At 59.1% G+C, this 17622-nt stretch carries 18 protein-coding genes; 2 read left to right on the forward strand and 16 right to left on the reverse strand.

From position 1 onward, the window contains the following. Nucleotides 1–4 precede the first annotated feature (4 nt). Nucleotides 5–904 (forward strand): TIGR01777 family oxidoreductase, encoded by a 900-nt coding sequence (locus ACR6AS_RS08900; RefSeq protein ID WP_367395660.1) that lies wholly within the window; start codon nt 5–7, stop codon nt 902–904. Nucleotides 905–939: 35 nt separating this feature from the next. Here ACR6AS_RS08900 and hisP read toward each other — a convergent pair whose 3' ends face one another. From hisP to pdxB, 14 genes are all read right to left on the reverse strand, one after another. Beyond that, complete coding sequence (hisP, locus tag ACR6AS_RS08905) at nt 940–1713, reverse strand: histidine ABC transporter ATP-binding protein HisP (protein WP_111140461.1); 774 nt, start codon at nt 1711–1713, stop codon at nt 940–942. Nucleotides 1714–1721: 8 nt separating this feature from the next. Continuing rightward, nucleotides 1722–2438: an ABC transporter permease gene (locus ACR6AS_RS08910; RefSeq protein ID WP_293772006.1), complete on the reverse strand. Its 717-nt coding sequence runs from the start codon at nt 2436–2438 to the stop codon at nt 1722–1724. Further along, the gene (locus ACR6AS_RS08915; protein WP_111140459.1) at nt 2431–3120 is read right to left on the reverse strand and encodes a histidine ABC transporter permease HisQ; all 690 of its coding nucleotides are present in this window, start codon (nt 3118–3120) and stop codon (nt 2431–2433) included. The genes ACR6AS_RS08910 and ACR6AS_RS08915 overlap by 8 nt, the downstream gene beginning before the upstream one ends. Nucleotides 3121–3278: 158 nt before the next feature. Next, nucleotides 3279–4061: a lysine/arginine/ornithine ABC transporter substrate-binding protein ArgT gene (argT, locus tag ACR6AS_RS08920; protein ID WP_111140458.1), complete on the reverse strand. Its 783-nt coding sequence runs from the start codon at nt 4059–4061 to the stop codon at nt 3279–3281. Between the two features lie 259 nt (nt 4062–4320). Continuing rightward, on the reverse strand, nt 4321–4890 hold the full coding sequence (locus ACR6AS_RS08925; protein ID WP_293772011.1) for a UbiX family flavin prenyltransferase: 570 nt from the start codon (nt 4888–4890) through the stop codon (nt 4321–4323). Between the two features lie 112 nt (nt 4891–5002). Next, complete coding sequence (gene purF / locus ACR6AS_RS08930) at nt 5003–6520, reverse strand: amidophosphoribosyltransferase (protein WP_111140456.1); 1518 nt, start codon at nt 6518–6520, stop codon at nt 5003–5005. 37 nt (nt 6521–6557) lie between these two features. Then, nucleotides 6558–7043, reverse strand: coding sequence for a colicin V production protein (cvpA, locus tag ACR6AS_RS08935; RefSeq protein ID WP_111140455.1), 486 nt, complete (start codon nt 7041–7043; stop codon nt 6558–6560). A gap of 263 nt (nt 7044–7306) precedes the next feature. Beyond that, the gene (gene dedD / locus ACR6AS_RS08940; RefSeq protein ID WP_111140454.1) at nt 7307–8095 is read right to left on the reverse strand and encodes a cell division protein DedD; all 789 of its coding nucleotides are present in this window, start codon (nt 8093–8095) and stop codon (nt 7307–7309) included. After that, complete coding sequence (folC, locus tag ACR6AS_RS08945; RefSeq protein WP_434161792.1) at nt 8085–9353, reverse strand: bifunctional tetrahydrofolate synthase/dihydrofolate synthase; 1269 nt, start codon at nt 9351–9353, stop codon at nt 8085–8087. Before folC ends, dedD begins: the two co-directional genes overlap by 11 nt. Nucleotides 9354–9447: 94 nt before the next feature. Next, the gene (gene accD / locus ACR6AS_RS08950) at nt 9448–10362 is read right to left on the reverse strand and encodes an acetyl-CoA carboxylase, carboxyltransferase subunit beta (protein ID WP_111140452.1); all 915 of its coding nucleotides are present in this window, start codon (nt 10360–10362) and stop codon (nt 9448–9450) included. Nucleotides 10363–10506: 144 nt separating this feature from the next. Then, entirely contained in the window at nt 10507–11169 is a 663-nt protein-coding gene (locus tag ACR6AS_RS08955; RefSeq protein ID WP_111140451.1) for a DedA family protein, read from the reverse strand. A gap of 29 nt (nt 11170–11198) precedes the next feature. Beyond that, a complete protein-coding gene (gene truA, locus ACR6AS_RS08960; RefSeq protein WP_111140450.1) occupies nt 11199–12002 on the reverse strand; it encodes a tRNA pseudouridine(38-40) synthase TruA in 804 nt (267 codons plus the stop codon). A 2-nt stretch (nt 12003–12004) separates the two neighbouring features. Further along, nucleotides 12005–13012, reverse strand: coding sequence for an aspartate-semialdehyde dehydrogenase (locus ACR6AS_RS08965; RefSeq protein ID WP_434161795.1), 1008 nt, complete (start codon nt 13010–13012; stop codon nt 12005–12007). 171 nt (nt 13013–13183) lie between these two features. Continuing rightward, the gene (pdxB, locus tag ACR6AS_RS08970; RefSeq protein ID WP_293772028.1) at nt 13184–14317 is read right to left on the reverse strand and encodes a 4-phosphoerythronate dehydrogenase PdxB; all 1134 of its coding nucleotides are present in this window, start codon (nt 14315–14317) and stop codon (nt 13184–13186) included. A 267-nt stretch (nt 14318–14584) separates the two neighbouring features. Here pdxB and ACR6AS_RS08975 point away from each other — a divergent pair, with 267 nt between their 5' ends. Beyond that, nucleotides 14585–15484, forward strand: a complete 900-nt coding sequence (locus ACR6AS_RS08975; RefSeq protein WP_111140447.1) for a DMT family transporter — start codon at nt 14585–14587, stop codon at nt 15482–15484. Here ACR6AS_RS08975 and ACR6AS_RS08980 read toward each other — a convergent pair. Together ACR6AS_RS08980 and tctD are read right to left on the reverse strand one after the other, a co-directional pair. Beyond that, on the reverse strand, nt 15465–16853 hold the full coding sequence (locus ACR6AS_RS08980) for a sensor histidine kinase (RefSeq protein ID WP_418797596.1): 1389 nt from the start codon (nt 16851–16853) through the stop codon (nt 15465–15467). The genes ACR6AS_RS08975 and ACR6AS_RS08980 overlap by 20 nt on opposite strands. Then, a complete protein-coding gene (tctD, locus tag ACR6AS_RS08985) occupies nt 16844–17515 on the reverse strand; it encodes a transcriptional regulator TctD (protein WP_111140445.1) in 672 nt (223 codons plus the stop codon). The genes ACR6AS_RS08980 and tctD overlap by 10 nt, the downstream gene beginning before the upstream one ends. Nucleotides 17516–17622 lie beyond the last annotated feature (107 nt).

The following is a 17622-nucleotide window of genomic DNA, read 5'->3' on the forward strand; positions in this document are numbered from 1 at the left end:
CAACATGCACATTCTCATTACCGGTGGCACGGGACTGATTGGCCGTCACCTGATTCCGCGCCTGCAGCAGCTGGGGCATCAGATCAGCGTGGTGACGCGGGATGTGGTCAGCGCGCGTGAGAAACTGGGCGATCAGGTCGCGCTCTGGTCCGGTCTGGCACAGCAGCCGGACCTGAATAATATCGATGCGGTAATTAATCTGGCGGGCGAACCGATCGCCGATAAACGCTGGACGGAGCCTCACAAGCAGCAACTGTGCGAGAGTCGCTGGCAGATCACCGAGCAGATCGCCTCCCTGATCAACGCCAGCAGTACGCCGCCCGCCGTGCTGATCTCAGGATCGGCGACCGGCTATTACGGCAATACCGGCGATCTGGTGCTGACGGAAGAGGATCAGGGTCACGATGAGTTTACCCATCAGCTTTGCGCCCGCTGGGAGCAGCTTGCGCTGGCGGCGGAGAGCGAACGAACCCGCGTCTGCCTGCTGCGCACCGGCGTCGTGCTGGCCCCCGAAGGTGGCGCGCTCAGCAGGATGAAACTGCCCTTTAAGCTCGGGATCGGCGGCCCGCTCGGCAGCGGCAAGCAGTATATGCCGTGGATCCATCTGGATGATATGGTCAACGCCATCCTCTGGCTGCTGGATCATGACGATCTGCGCGGCCCGTTCAACATGGTCGCGCCCTACGCGGTGCGCAATGAGCAGTTCGCCGCCACGCTGGGCCGGGTAATGCATCGTCCGGCCTTTATGCGCACGCCGGCCAGCGCCATTAAGCTGATGATGGGAGAGTCGTCGGTTCTGGTGCTGGGGGGACAGCATGTGCTGCCAAAGCGGCTGGAAGCCTCAGGCTTTGGCTTCCGCTGGTACGATCTGCAGGAGGCGCTGCAGGATGTGGTGAAGGCTTAAGCTTCTGCCCGCGCCGATCCGACGCGGGCAGTGGCTTACTTCAGCGACCCTTTCAGGAACTGCTGTAAACGCGGGCTTTGCGGATTGCCGAACAGCTCGGCAGGCGGCCCCTGCTCTTCGATTTTGCCCTGATGCAGGAAAATCACATGGCTGGAGACGTGACGGGCGAACTCCATCTCGTGGGTAACAACCACCATGGTTTTGCCCTCTTCCGCCAGCTTCTGCATGATACGCAGCACCTCACCGACGAGCTCCGGGTCCAGCGCAGAGGTCGGTTCGTCGAACAGGAGCACCTCCGGCTCCATCGCCAGCGCGCGCGCAATCGACACGCGCTGCTGCTGGCCCCCTGAGAGGTGCACCGGATACTTCGCCTGGGCGCGCGCATCGATGCCCACTTTATCCAGATAGCGTATGGCGCGTTCACGCGCGTCCGCTTTACTCAGCCCCAGCACCTGAATCGGTGCTTCCATCACATTCTCCAGCACCGTCATGTGGCTCCAGAGATTAAAGTGCTGGAACACCATGGTCAGGCTGGTGCGTAACGCCCGCAGCTGCTCCTTGTCCGCCACTTTGAGCTGGCCATCTTTGTCGCGTACCAGCGTGATCTGCTGATTATTGACCACGATGGCGCCTTCACTCGGTTTTTCGAGGAAGTTGATGCAGCGTAAAAAGGTACTTTTCCCTGAACCGGACGAGCCAATGATACTGATCACATCGCCCGCCTGAGCCGTCAACGAGACCCCTTTCAGCACTTCATGTTCACCGTAACGCTTATGCAATTCGGTGACGCTTAATTTGTTGTCAGCCATAGTTCTACTCAATGCGATGAAGAGGGTTTCACGTGAGCCAGCCAGCGGCGTTCCGCCAGGCGGAACAGGCTGATCAACACGTAAGAGATAATCAGATAGAGCACAGCCGCCAGACCAAAAGCGGTAAACGGCTGATAGGTTGCGGAGTTAATATCCCGCGCGATTTTCAGCAGATCCGGCACCGTGGCGGTAAAGGCCAGCGCCGTAGAGTGCAGCATCAGGATCACTTCGTTGCTGTAAACCGGCAGCGCCGTCCGCAGCGCCGAGGGCAGGATGATGCAGCGATAGAGTTTAAAGGTGGAGAAGCCGTAGGCCCGCGCCGCTTCGATCTCGCCGTGCGGCACCGAGCGAATCGCTCCCGCGAAGATTTCCGTGGTATAGGCGCAGGTATTGAGCGTAAACGCGAGCAGCGTACAGTTCAGTCCGCTGCGGAAAAAGGCGTTCAGCAGTTCCGAGCCCTTCACAACTTCCAGCGTATACATGCCGGAGTAGAACACCAGCAGCTGCACATAGAGCGGCGTACCGCGAAACACATAGGTGAAAAGCCAGACCGGAAAACTGATAAAGCGGTTAGGCGAAACCCGCGCGATCGCCAGCAGAATCGCCAGACATCCGCCCAGCGTCACCGACAGGATCAGCAGCCACAGGGTGATGGCGACGCCGGTAAAACGGTAGCCGTCGGTCCAGAGCAGCGATTTCCAGTATTCCTGAATAATATCAATCATAACTCGCCCTCTTCACGCCGACGGTATAGCGCCGGTTCAGCCACCACAGCACCCCGTTGGAGAGGGTGGTAAACACCAGATAGATCACACCGGCGACAATGGCGAAGTAGAACGGCTGCCAGGTGCTTTTGCCTGCCAGCTGGGTCGCCTTCACCACATCCTCCAGCCCCAGCAGCGAAACCAGTGCGGTGGCTTTCAGAATGACCTGCCAGTTATTGCCGATCCCCGGCAGCGCATAGCGCATCATGGCGGGGAACAGAATACGACGAAACACCTGCGCGCTGGTAAAGCCAAACGCGGTGGCCGCTTCGATCTGCCCTTTTGGCACCGCCATAAAGGCGCCACGGAAGGTTTCGGTAAAATAGGCACCATAGATAAAGCCGAGCGTGATGATACCGGCCACCATCGGGTCGATATCAAACTGCGCCATGCCCAGCGCATCGGTAACCTGGTTGAGGACAATCTGCAGACCATAGAAGATCAGCAGCATCAGTACGAGGTCAGGTACGCCGCGAATCAGCGTGGTGTAGCCTTCAAAGACGAACGCCAGTGGCCGGTTGCGCGACAGTTTTGCGCCAGCGCCTATCAGGCCCAGCAGCACTGCCAGCAGCACAGAGGTCAGCGCCAGCTCCAGCGTCACCAGGGTGCCCCGAAGAATTACATCAGAATAGCCATACAGCATCGAGAGGGTCCTGTCGTGGGGTGAAAACGAAACGCTGCCCGCCAGCGTCCGACGGGCAGTTTAGCTCTATCTCGTGGTTGCAGACACCCTCTGCCCTGAGCGAAGCGGCTCAGGCGGGCAGAACGGCGTACTGCAGAGCGGATAAAGCGACAGGATGGTTAGTCGCCGTACACATTAAAGTCGAAGTATTTCTTCGCAATCTTGTCGTAGGTGCCATCTTTACGCATTTCAGTAAACGCTTTGTCGATGGCCGCTTTCAGCTCGCTGTCATCTTTACGCAGACCCATGCCGGTGCCGACGCCAAAAATCTTGTCATCTTTCACGGCAGGACCGGCGAACGCGTAGTTCTTACCGACCGGCTGCTTCAGGAAACCTTCACTGGCCTGCACTTCATCCTGGAAGGCCGCATCGATACGTCCGGCATTCAGATCCTGATAAACCAGATCCTGGTTGGCGTAAGGCGTGATGGTCACCCCTTTTGGCCGCCAGTTCTCATTGGCATAGGTTTCCTGCGTGGTGCCCTGCAGCAGACCGATATTTTTCCCTTTCAGCGACTCGATGGTCGGTTCGATTTTAGAGCCTTTCGGTGCCACTAAACGCGCATTTGCCGCGTAGAGTTTTTCTGAGAAGGCGATCTCTTCCTGACGTTTGGCGGTGATCGAGAGTGAGGAGATGATGGCGTCGATTTTCTTCGCTTTCAGCGACGGGATCAGCGCATCAAAGTCACTTTCCACGTAGGTACACTGGGTATGAATGCGTTTACAGATTTCGTTAGCGAGGTCGATGTCGAAGCCCACTAACTTGCCTTGCGCGTTTTTCGACTCAAACGGTGGGTAAGTTGGGTCTGTGCCGATACGGATGGAACCCGGTACCGCCGCAAAAACGCTGGCAGCACTGGATAAGCCCAGCATCAGGGAAAGAGCCAGAACACGCTTTTTCATAGATTACCCTCAAGTAAAGTGCTTTTTGTTATGTGGTTCATGATGTGCTTGCGCAAATTAATCTGCATGTTTCATGCCAGTTCTGCAAGTAATCCACGCAGTTAGCGTGATGTCAGACAGGTGAAAACGCTGTGTTTGTGAGGGGAATATAGCAGCGAAGTAAAAGAGAAAAAGCGACGTTGTTAACTTTTGGTGCATCAAATGCACGAAGAGTGATCCGTGGCGCGCTTATGCACTAAATAAGTGCGCCAGCGGAACTTTATGCACCCTGCCAGCGCGTGAAAAGATCTTCCGGCAGTTCAATATCAAACTGGTCGATGACCCGGTTTACGGTCTGATCGATCAGCTGGTCGATGGTTTCAGGACGGTGATAAAACGCCGGCACGGGCGGCATGATAATCGCCCCCAGCTCTGCCGCGGTCGTCATCATCCGCAGGTGTCCCACGTGCAGCGGAGTTTCCCGCACGCACAGCACCAGCTTGCGCTGCTCTTTCAGTACCACATCAGCGGCGCGGGTCAGCAGCGAATCGCTGTAGCTATGTACGATGCCCGACAGCGTTTTCATCGAGCAGGGTAAGATCGCCATGCCCAGGGTTTTAAACGAGCCGGACGAGATGTTTGCTGCAATATCGCGCACGTCATGCACCACATCGGCCAGCGCCTGCACATCGCGCAGCGAATAGTCGCTCTCCAGCCCCAGGGTCTGACGCGCCGCGTTGCTCATGACCAGATGCGTTTCCACCCCTTCCACCTGCTGCAGCACCTGCAGCATGCGCACGCCGTAGATCACCCCGCTTGCGCCAGAGATGCCAATGATGAGTCGTTTCATAGTCCAACCTTATGTCTGCCAGTGCGCCATCATACGCGGCCAGCGGGATTCTGAAAACAAACAGGGCGGGATTGCTCCCGCCCTGCTCTATGCGACCCGGCTTAACACCGCATCAGCCTTCGTTGTGCAGCTCAAGGTTCTCGACCTCGTTCTGACGCTGCAGCGCTTTGGCATCATCGTTACGCAGCGATTCGAGATACTCCAGATACTGCTGATCGACATCTTTGGTGACGTAGACGCCGTTGAACACGGAGCACTCAAACTGGGCAATCTCCGGGTTCTCTTCACGCACCGCCTCGATCAGATCGTCCAGATCCTGGAAGATCAGCGCATCGGCTTTGATCAGCTGACGAATCTCTTCCACTTCACGACCGTGTGCGATCAGTTCGGTGGCGCTCGGCATATCGATACCGTAGACGTTCGGGAAACGGATCTCCGGGGCCGCAGAGGCCAGATAGACCCGTTTCGCGCCCGCTTCACGCGCCATCTCGATAATCTGCTCGGAGGTGGTGCCGCGCACGATCGAGTCATCCACCAGCAGCACGTTTTTATCACGGAATTCGGCACGGTTCGCGTTGAGCTTGCGGCGCACCGCGCTGCGGCGTAACTGCTGACCTGGCATGATAAAGGTACGGCCCACGTAGCGGTTCTTCACAAAGCCCTGACGATAGGGTTTGTCGAGAATACGGGCAATTTCCAGCGCGATATCGGTTGAGGTCTCCGGAATCGGGATCACCACATCGATATCAAGATCTTCCCATTCGCGGGCAATCTTCTCGCCCAGCTTGGTGCCCATGCGAACGCGGGCGCTGTAGACCGAGATTTTGTCCAGGAAAGAGTCAGGACGGGCAAAATAGACATACTCGAACAGGCACGGATTGCTCTTCGGGTTTTCCGCACACTGGCGGGTCGAGAGCTGGCCCTGCTCGGTGACATAGACCGCTTCGCCGGGTGCCACGTCACGAATGAACTCAAAGCCCAGCGTATCCAGCGCCACGCTCTCGGAGGCGACCATGTATTCGGTGCGGCCATCCGCGATGACGCGCTTACCCAGCACCAGCGGACGGATGCCGTTCGGATCGCGGAAGGCGACCATACCGTGACCGATAATCATTGCGACGACGGCGTAGGCGCCACGCACCTGCTGATGCAGGGCGGCGACCGCCGCAAAAATGTTGTCGGCTTCCAGCGGGTCGTTCTGGAAACGGTCTAACTCCTGCGCAAAGATATTCAGCAGGATTTCAGAATCTGATGTGGTGTTAACGTGACGACGGCCCTTTTCGAACAGGTGCTTACGCAGCACATGGGCGTTAGTCAGGTTACCGTTGTGCGCCAGGGTAATACCATACGGCGAGTTTACGTAGAAAGGTTGCGCTTCAGAGGCACTGGAGCTTCCCGCTGTGGGATACCGCGCGTGACCAATCCCCATGTTGCCCTGCAGACGCTGCATGTGGCGTGCTTCGAAAACGTCGCTGACCAGGCCGTTTGCCTTTCGCAGGCGAAAACATTTCAGCGCATCGATAGTACAAATGCCTGCGGCATCCTGCCCGCGGTGCTGGAGCACCGTTAACGCGTCATAGATCGACTGGTTGACCGGCATGAAACCGGTGATACCGACAATACCGCACATGTTGTCATTTCCTCATTAAGCCGCACTCCCGGTCACATCACCGGGGTAAAAAACTCGACGTGCTTTTCAGGTAATCAAAAAACCACCTGATGATATAACTGAACTCGGGAATGAGTTGGGACTGCTGCCAGTCCGGACTTCTGGAAAAGCCAGTGAATGTATCAAGGAAGAACAGCAAAGCGGCTACGATCAGCACACCCCGCAACGCCCCGAAACAGACGCCCAACACCCGGTCGGTTCCCGACAGGCCGGTTTTTTCCACCAGCGAGCCGATAACGTAGTTCACGATAGCCCCCACAATCAGGGTAGCCACAAACAGCACACCGATGGCGATACCGTTACGAACCAGTTCGTCGTCAAAGCCTGTAAACCAGACTGCAAGGTAGGCGTAGTAATGACTGGCGACAAAAAACGCGCATCCCCAGGTAACGAGAGATAAGGCTTCCCGGACAAACCCGCGAACGAGGCTGACCAGAGCCGAAAAACCAACTACCGCAATAATGACGTAATCAATCCAGATCATGAACTTTTCCAGCGCCAGTGCAATTGCACCCCTGCATCCAGTTCGGGGCGCATTCTAACAGAAAAAGAAAACGTTTGCGTAGCGGTTTTCTTTTTCTGCATCCATAAAAAGGGCGATGAAAAAAAAGACCATCGCCCGGGTGATTTTCAGCCAGACAATCCGTTGAAAATCTTCATATTTTCAGACCAGAGACCGGCTTAACCGGTGAGTCTGGCGGCGCAAAGACGCTGCCTGTTACTGCTATCGGCAGCGTCAATGATCCCTTAGCGTGCGCTGTACGGCTTCACGACGCCGCCCAGCCCGGAGATACTTTTCAGCTCGCCCACCGCGCTCTGCATTTTGGCTTTGGAGGCATCCGGTCCCACATAAATGCGGGTGATCTGGCCCTGTACCGGCGTGGAAGGCACGGTAAAGGCGCGGTAGCCCGACAGCCGCAGCTGCGCGACGATCTCATTCACCTTGCTGGCGTTCTTCAGCGCACCCAGCTGTACAACGTAAGCCTGCCCTGCCGGGGCCGTGCTCTCTGCGGCTTTCGGCGGTTCTTCCTGCTTCGGCTGCTCCTGCTTCGGCTGCTCCACCACTTTTGGCTGTTCGACCGGCTTCGGTTTAGGCTGCTCTGCCGTTTTTGGCTTCTGCTGCTCGACCGTTTTCGGCTTCGTCTGCTCGGTCACTTTGGGCTTGCGCGTCTCTTCCGCTTTCGGCTTCGTCACCGTCTGTGCAGGCACAGACTGATGCACAGGCGGTGGCGACACCACAACCGGCTCGCTCTCTTCTTCAGGTTGCGTCCGCCCCTGCTCCGCCGTAGCGTTACTCCTGTTGCTGCTGCTGACCGCACTGCCCGCGCCTTCCGGCGGCTGAGCCGGTAACGACTGCGTGACCGGCGGCACCATCTCGCTATCCTGCTGATCGTCGGGTTTGGGCACCAGCGGAATGGCGGCGAACTCCTCTTTGTAATGCTTTTTCTGACCATCCAGCAGGCCGGGCAGCACAATCACGCCCACGGCCACCAGAATAATGGTACCGACTAAACGGTTCTGAAACTTACTCGCCACGTCCTTTCTCCGTTTTAATCGATTCCATGACCTGTGCTACGGTGTGGAATGAACCACAGACCAGCACAATATCCTGCGGCGCGGCACGCTGACGTGCCTGCTGCCAGGCAAGCTCAACCGAGCCAAACGCCTCGCCCTGCGGCAGCGCATCCAGCAGCTGCTCAGCCGTAGCGCCGCGCGGTCCTTCCAGCGGCGCGCAGTACCAGGCATCGACGACCGGTACCAGCGCCGCCAGCGTACCGGCGATATCTTTATCATGCAGCATGCCCACAACGGCATGCACTTTGCCCTTTTTCGGCAGCGCCGCCAGCCGCGACGCCAGATAGGTCGCTGCGTGCGGATTGTGAGCAACATCCAGAATCACGCGCGGTGACTCGCTGAGGGTCTGAAAGCGCCCCGGTAGCATCGCCAGCGGCAGGCTGGCGCGGATCTGCGCCTCGCTGACCGTAAGCCCGGAAACCCGCAGCGCCGCCAGCGCGGTCGCCGCATTCGGCAGCGGGACCTGCGGCAGTGGCAGATCGTTCAGTTCACCGATCGCGTCGCGCAGCGACCAGCTCCCGGCCTGCGCATGCCATGACCAGTCAATGTTGCGCTGGAGCAGCTGCGCGCCCTTTTCCTGCGCAACGCGGGCAATGCTCTGCGGCATATCAGCTTCGCCGACGACGGCCGGCTTGCCGGCTCGAAAAACACCGGCCTTTTCGCGCCCGATGCTTTCGCGATCCGGGCCAAGCCAGTCAGTATGGTCCAGCGCGATGCTGGTGATGACGGCGACATCGGCATCCACAATATTAGTGGCATCCAGCCGTCCGCCCAGACCGACTTCGAGGATCACCACATCGAGCTGCGCCTGGCGGAACAGGTTCAGCGCCGAGAGCGTGCCAAATTCAAAGTAGGTCAGCGAGATTTCGCCACGTCCGGCCTCGATCTCCGCGAAGCTGGCGCAGTGCTGCGCCTCACTCAGCTCCTCACCCTGCACCCGGACGCGTTCGGTGTAGCGTACCAGATGTGGCGAACTGTAGACGCCCACGCGATAGCCTGCGGCAATCAGCAGCGCTTCCAGCGTGCGGCAGGTGGTGCCCTTGCCGTTGGTTCCGGCGACGGTAAAGACGAAAGGGGCGGGTTTCAGCAGGTCGAGACGTTGTGCCACCTGGCGAATACGGTCCAGACCCAGTTCGATAGCCTGAGTATGCAGGTGCTCAAGATAATAAAGCCACGCGGCCAAAGGCGACGTGGCTTGAGGAAGGTGAAGATTGTCCATATGTCCCGTTTTGCTTATTGATACCCGTCAGACTGATGCTGCGGTATACGGTGCATTGGTAAGAGGCACGACGGGCGTGCCTCTCTATCTCCTGTCAGGCCTCGTTGCTTTCCGATTCAGTCGTCGCAGGAACGGACTGTTCACCGTCATGCAGCGGTGCCGGCAGGTTCATCATTTTTGCCAGCAGGCTCGCCAGTTTGTAGCGCATTTCCGGGCGGCGAATGATCATATCGATCGCGCCCTTCTCAATCAGGAACTCACTGCGCTGGAAGCCCGGCGGCAGTTTTTCACGCACGGTCTGCTCGATAACGCGTGGACCGGCAAAGCCGATCAGCGCTTTCGGTTCCGCGACGTTGAGGTCGCCCAGCATGGCAAAACTGGCGGAGACGCCGCCCATGGTCGGGTCGGTCAGCACAGAAATGTAAGGCAGACCGCGCTCCTGCATCTTTGCCAGCGCCGCACTGGTTTTCGCCATCTGCATCAGCGACATCAGTGCTTCCTGCATACGTGCGCCACCACTGGCGGAGAAGCAGATCAGCGGGCAGTTATCTTCCAGCGCCTGCTCAACGGCACGGACAAAACGGGCGCCGACGACAGAGCCCATTGAGCCGCCCATAAAGGCAAATTCAAAGGCGGCTGTCACAACCGGCATGCCGTGCAGCTGACCTTTCATTACGATCAGCGCATCTTTCTCGTCAGTCGCTTTCTGCGCTGCAACCAGACGATCTTTATACTTTTTCGAGTCACGGAACTTCAGCAGATCTTTGGGTTCAAGTTCACTGCCAAGCTCAACCATAGTGCCCTGATCGAGGAAACTGCCGAGGCGCTCGCGGGCATGCATACGCATGTGGTGGTCACACTTCGGGCAGACCTCAAGATTGCGCTCCAGTTCAGCGCGGTACAGCACCTGTCCACAGCTGTCACACTTCGTCCACACCCCTTCCGGGATGCTAGCTTTGCGCGCAGGCGTCGTGGTGCTTTTATTAAGAATGCGTTCAATCCAGCTCATTGATGACCTTTCTGTTTAAAACTGACCTGGTCCAGTCGTCTTGATACTGCTGAAAACCGCTTCAGCAGACGGTAAATGTCGCTCATTAAACCACAACCTGTTCAGACTGTGGATAAAAATCTGGTCTTACCCCTGAGCGAAACGTTATGGCAGCTTCTGCTGCTTAGCCTGACGGCGATGACGCCAGACTTCGATCACACCCGGCAGAACAGAGACCAGGATAATGCCCACAATCAGCAGCTTCAGGTTTTCCTGTACCACCGGCAGATCGCCAAACAGGTAGCCGGCATAGGAGAACAGCAGCACCCATAACAGCGCACCCGTCACGTTGAACAGCGCGAAGTGGCGATAAGACATATGGCCCATTCCGGCCACAAACGGCGCAAAAGTCCGGACAATCGGTACAAAACGCGCCAGGATAATGGTTTTTCCGCCGTGACGGGCGTAAAACGCATGGGTTTTATCCAGATAGCTGCGACGGAAAATCTTCGAGTTCGGGTTGCTGAACAACCGCTCACCGAAGAGACGGCCAATGGTGTAGTTCACCGCATCGCCCAGCACGGCCGCCACCACCAGCAATGTCACCATCAGGTGCACATTGAGATCGTTGCCCGGCAGCGCCGCCAGCGCGCCCGCGACAAACAGCAGCGAGTCACCTGGCAGGAACGGCGTGACCACCAGTCCGGTTTCGCAGAACAGAATCAGGAACAAAATAGCGTAAATCCAGACACCGTACTGCGCAACCAGTTCGGCAAGATGCACATCAATGTGCAAAATAAAATCAACCAGAAAATGGAGAAACTCCATAGCGCGCCCTTTAAAGTCCTGAAAGTGAATTAATCCGCGAGGAACAAGGGTCCCATCGGCGGCTGTGGTAACGCAAAGTGCGATGGATAATCCACCGCCACCAGGTATAACCCCTCTGCCCGGGCTGTGGCTGCAGCTAATGTCCGATCCTTCGCCGCCAGCAGCGTTGCCATCCATGACTCCGGCTGATTGCCGCAGCCTATCTCCATCAGGCTGCCCACGATATTGCGCACCATGTGATGCACAAAGGCGTTGGCTTTGATATCCACAATCACGTAAGCGCCCAGGCGCGTGACGTTGAGGTGAATCACGTTGCGCCACGGCGTGCGTGACTGACACTGCACCGCGCGGAACGAGGTGAAATCATTCTCGCCCAGCAGGCACTGCCCGGCGCGATGCATCTTCTCCGCATCCAGCGGATGATAAAAATGCGTCACGCCCTTCGCCAGCACCGCCGGACGCAGGCGCTGATTGTAGATCAGGTAGCGATAGCGTCGCGCCGTGGCGCTGAAACGGGCATGGAAATCGTCCGGCACCGCCTTTACCCAGCGGACTGCAATATCCGGCGGCAGATTGGCGTTGACGCCCAGCGTCCAGGCCCCATCCGGTCGCTGCGAGGTGGTGTCGAAATGCACCACCTGCCCGGTTCCATGCACGCCCGCATCGGTCCGGCCCGCGCAGAAAATGCTGACCGGATGGTCAGCCACTTTCGACAGGGCGCGCTCCACCTTCTCCTGCACGCTGCGGACTTCGTTCTGACGCTGCCAGCCATAGTAGTGGCTGCCGTCATACTCGATGCCGAGCGCCAGTTTGTGCGTCTGACCTTCTGACATGGTTACAGGTACTCCTGAACCAGTTTCTCGGCGGTTTTCACCGCCATCAGCGCGCCACCAAAGCGAATGTTGTCCGCTACAGACCAGAACTGCAGCAGCTCCGGGATACCGTAGTCATTGCGCACGCTGCCAATGCTCAGCTCGCCATTGCCCGACGCATCCGTCACCGGTGTCGGCACCTCATCCTCTTCGCTCAGACGGATATCTGCCGCCAGCGCCAGTTCGGCACGCGCTTCTTCCGCCGAGAGCGGACGCAGGTTTTCGATGTGGACAATCTGCGCATTGCCGTAAAACACCGGCGCCTGCACGCTGCTGACCGCAATCGGTAAGCCTTCGTCCTGTAGCACCTTACGCACCTGATCGATCAGACGGCGCTCGCTCTCCACGCTGCCTTCGGCATCGGCCTGCTGTGGCATCAGGTTAAAGGCCAGCTGGCGACCAAAATGGTGCTCATCGGCCGGAATACCATTCAGCAGACGGGCACTTTCACCCGCCAGCGCATCCACGGCGACTTTGCCGTAGCTGGAGACGGAGAGCAGATTCGTCACCTGCAGACGCCCCAGGCCCGCCACATCCACCAGCGGTTTAATGGCGGTCAGCAGCTGGCTCACCAGGTTATCGGCCACGCTGATAATGTTGCGATTGCGATAATCCGCCAGCACATGCGGGTTTACATCCGGCACCACCAGCGGCACGTCGGGTTCCAGCGCAAACAGCTCACTGCTGTCGATCACCAGACAGCCCGCGTTGGCCGCGTCGTCGGCGTAGCGCGCGGAGGCGTCACGTCCCGCGACGAAAAAGGCCAGCTGCGCCTGTGACCAGTCGAACGACTCTGCATTTTCAACCCGCAGCGAGCGGCCCTCGAAGCGTTTCGTTTCGCCCGCGCTGTTCTCGCTGGCCAGTAAATATAATTCACCAACCGGGAACTGGCGTTCCGCCAGCAGTTCCAGTACAGCGTTCCCTACTGCGCCTGTCGCGCCAAGTAGCGCAATATTCCAGCCGTCAGACATGTTGGTTTACTCCAGACAATGACATAAAAACAGAAGGCGGTGATATTCACCGCCCGGGGATTCAGATTTATCCCCCCCTTTAACCCGCCGTCCGATGGGGCGTCAGCACTGCGCACCGCGACCGTTCCGTCTTATTCCATACGGAAACAGCTGGCAGGCCCGCAGCCGGTATTATGTTGGGGAGAAGAGTGCATTAAAGCCCAGCTGATTCAGCATCGCCGCCGTGGCGGCATCATCACAGTTTACCTGCAGCGATGACCACTCGCGGCGCTCCTGATACTGCTTACGCAGGCGATCGAACTCACCGGGTTTTGCCGCCACTTTACGCAAGGGGGCATCATCGCGGCGCACATCATACACCAGATGCGCCAGGCGTTTCAGCGTTGGCTGATCCAGCGGGCCATTCAGGGTGATCTCGCTGAACTCCGGCACCGGCAGTAAAGTGCTGAGCGGCACCTGCTGCGGCTGACCGATAAAGTCGCACCAGGCTTCGAACACCTGGGTCGTGCCGCGCGCCTTACCTTCCAGCGTGTAGCCCGCGATATGGGGCGTGGCGATATCGACCTTGTCCAGCAGCGCCAGCGAGAGATCCGGCTCCGGCTCCCAGACATCAAGCACCACGCTCAGATCGTGCCGCATGTTCAGCACCTCCAGCAGGGCGGCGTTGTCCACCACCGCGCCGCGACAGGCGTTAATCAGAATAGTATTGGGTTTCAGCCCCATCAGCAGCGCCGCATCGGCCAGATGCCAGCTCCTGTAGGGGCCCTCTTTAAACAGCGGCGTGTGGAACGTCAGGATATCGGCCTGCGCTGCCACGGCGTCCAGCGACAGAAACTCGCCTTCATCACCGCGATCGGCGCGCGGAGGATCGCACAGCAGGGTGCGGATGCCCCAGGCTTCCAGCCGCTTCTGCAGCCGCCCGCCAACATTGCCAACCCCCACAATCCCGACGGTACGATCGCGCAGCTGGAACCCATCACGTTCCGCCAGCAGCAGCAGCGCGGAGAAGACATACTCCACAACCGCGATGGCGTTGCAGCCGGGCGCTGCGGAGAACGCGACGCCTGCCCGCTGCAGTCCCGCCTCGTCGATATGATCGGTGCCTGCCGTGGCGGTGCCGACAAACTTCACCGGCGTGCCCGCCAGCAGCGCCTCATTAACCTGGGTGACGGAGCGCACCATCAGCCCCTGAGCGTCGGCCAGTTCTGCCACCGGCAGCGGACGCCCCGGCACCGCAACCACCTCGCCGGTCCGGCTGAACAGCTCACGGGCATAGGGCATATTTTCATCGACCAGAATTTTCACCACGGCTTTCCTGTCAGTTACATATGAGGGGGATTATTCTGGCATAAAGCGGCGCGTTAGCCTAACCGCGCGCGGTAGCGATCTGACGGTGTGCCTGCCTGCTCATGACGCAGAACGTAGCCTGACTGCGGCGTATCCATCGGCGGCTGCCTGGTGACTTGCAGGATCATTCTGTCCCCCTGACACATTATTTTGTCCGATATTCACTATCGGAATAAATCCGCAGAAGCGTACACTGCGCCTCTTTAAGGTTTCCGGAGCGTCAGCATGTTTTTTCTTTACCCGCTTGTTGCGGTCGTGATCTGGTCGATTAACTCGATTGTCAGCAAGCTTTCGGCCAGCGCGATCGATCCCTCGGCGATCTCATTCTATCGCTGGCTGCTGGCGCTGCTGGTGCTGACGCCGTTTGTGCTGCCTGGCGTCTGGCGCACGCGTCAGACGATTAAGCCGCATCTGTGGCGGCTGGCACTGCTCGGTCTGCTGGGAATGGCACTTTATCAGAGCCTGGCCTATTACGCCGCGCACAGCGTCAGCGCGCTCTTTATGGGGATTATTGGTGCGCTGATCCCGCTGCTTACGGTGCTGCTGAGCGTGGTGATCCTGCGGATTGCCCCGACGCTCGGGATCCTGCTCGGCAGTGTGATCTCCTTTACCGGCCTGGTGTGGCTGGTGAGCGAGGGCAACGTCACCCGGTTGCTGAGCCAGGGGCTGGGCAAGGGAGAACTGATGATGCTGGCCGCCTCGACTGCCTATGCGCTCTATGGCGTGCTGACCCGCCGCTGGGCGCTGCCGCTGCCGATCTGGCACAGCCTCTACGTACAGATTTTCTTTGGTGTGCTGCTGTTACTGCCAGGCTTCCTGCTGGCACCGACGATCGCACTGAACCTGCACAACCTGCCGCTGGTGCTGTTTGCCGGCCTGTTCGCCTCGATCATCGCGCCCTTTTTGTGGATCCACGGCGTGCAGCGCCTGGGGGCCAGCACCACCAGTATCTTTATGAATCTGATCCCGCTGTTTACCGCCCTGATCGCCGTGCTGTTTCTGCATGAACATCTGCACAGCTACCACTGGATCGGTGGCGGTCTGACCCTCGCTGGTGTGATCCTGGCGCAGCGGCTGCGTACTCCCCTCACCCGGCGAAAAGCGACTAACCTGCATCCGTTGTAAACCGTACCGTCACCCGCAGTCCGCCGAGCTGCGAACTGCGATCCAGCTGCAGGGTCGCGCCATGCCAGGCGCAGATATCCTGCACCAGCGCCAGGCCGATACCGGCGCCCGGCTGCATCCCGGCATTGTCCAGCCGCTGAAAAGGCTGTAACGCTTTCAGCTGCTCCGCCCCCTCGATGCCCGGCCCGCTGTCCTCAATTTCCAGCCCGCCCGCCCTTACCCGGGCGGTGACAATGCCGTGACAGGGGGTATATTTAATCGCGTTGTCCAGCAGATTGGCGCAGAGTTCGCCAATCAGCACGCCATCGCCCGCGATCAGGCTGCTCTCTTCCCCTTCATAGCCCAGATCGATCTGCCGGGTGCGGGCCGCCGTATAGCGGCTGAAGCAGGCGTCGCGCACGATGGCCGCCAGATCCACCCGCGTCATCGGTTTATCCTCGCCGTGACGCGCTTTGATGCGGGCTAACTGCAACAGCCGATCGGTCAGGACAATAGTCTCATCCAGCGTATGGCGCATACCGAGCAGACTCTCCTGCCAGGCTTCGGGACGTTCACTGCTGAGCGCAACGCTGACCTGCGTTTTCAGGATGGTGAGCGGCGTCCGCAGCTGGTGCGCCGCGTCAGCACTGAAACGATCCTGGCGCGCCAGCAGCCCCCGCAACCGGGCAAGATAGCGGTTAAAGGCGATGATCAGCGGTTGCAGTTCCGACCAGGGCAGCGAGGGAAGTGGCGTCAATTCACCGCCGTCGCGCTGTAACACGGTGCGGGACAGCCGCCGCAGCGGGCGCAACACCCGGCGCAGCATCAGGCCCGCCAGCAGCAGTGTCATCAGTACCAGTCCGCTCTGGCTGATCAGCGCGGTTCGCATCAGCCCGCGGGCAAACTCCTGCCGGGAGTGAATGGTTTCGGCCACCAGCACCAGCGCCATGCCATCCACACCTGACTCGCTCACCGGCTGCCAGAGTGCTGCAACCCGGATGCGTTGCTGGTGATAGCGGCCGTCATAGAAGTGCACCAGCGCCGGATAGGCAGTGGACATTTTGCTGGTGATGGGGATCGGCGGCAGGTCGTTGTAACCGGATAACGTTTTGCCCTCCGGGGAGATCACCTGGTAGAAGAGCTGATCGTTCATGTTGCGCTCAAAACTGTCGAGCACGACCCAGGGGACATCCACCTCCAGATGCTGCCGCCGCACCACCAGCCGCTCCGCCACCGTCCGGGCGGACGCCAGCAGCGAGCGATCGTAAGCCTGATTCGCGGCCGCCAGCCCGCTCTGATAGTGGGTGTAAACCGACAGCGCCCAGAGCAACAGCAGCGGCAGGCCAAACCAGGCCAGCAGCTCACCCCGCAGCGAATGCGTCAGCCGCATGGCAGCGTTTCCAGGCTGTAGCCCAGCCCGCGCAGCGTCACAATCGCCACATCGCTGCCTGCCAGTTTTTTTCTGACGCGGTGCACGTAAAGCTCGATACTCTCCGGGCTGGCTTCATCCGCCAGGCTGAAGGTCTGCTCATAGAGAAACTGCCGGGAGACCGGCCGGCCATGACGCTGCATCAGCGTCGTCAGGACGCTCGATTCGCGCGGCGTCAGCGCCAGCGGCCTGTCGGCCAGCAGGAAATAGCCTTCGCTGTCCAGCCTCAGCTGGCCCAGCGACTGATTCTGCGGGGTCTGACTCTGACTGCGCCGCAGCAGCGCCCGTAGCCGCGCTTCCAGCTCATCCAGCTCAAAGGGTTTGGTCAGGTAGTCATCCGCGCCCAGGTTCAGGCCGCGCACCCGATCGTCCAGCGCGCTGCGCGCGGTCAGCAACAGCACCGGCACGCTCTGACCCCGCCGCCGCAGACGGGTCAGCACCTCCAGGCCATCGATCCGAGGCAGAGAGACATCCAGCACCACCAGCGCATAGGCTTCACACTGCAACGCGTGATCGGCCGCCACGCCATCCGCTACCCAGTCAACCGCAAACCCTTTTTGCGTCAGCGCCTTCTGCAGCCAGCGCGCCAGGTCAGCCGTATCTTCCACCAGTAAGAGACGCATATCACATCCTGTTATTAAATCCGCTCCCTGAAAGGTAAATGAAAGGTAGCTGTCTTAACAATTCGATAACGCTGATGTTTCAGCAGCAATCACACTCTGGATGAATG

It is taken from the genome of Pantoea phosphatilytica (genome assembly GCF_051025615.1).
Classification (GTDB): Bacteria; Pseudomonadota; Gammaproteobacteria; order Enterobacterales; family Enterobacteriaceae; genus Pantoea.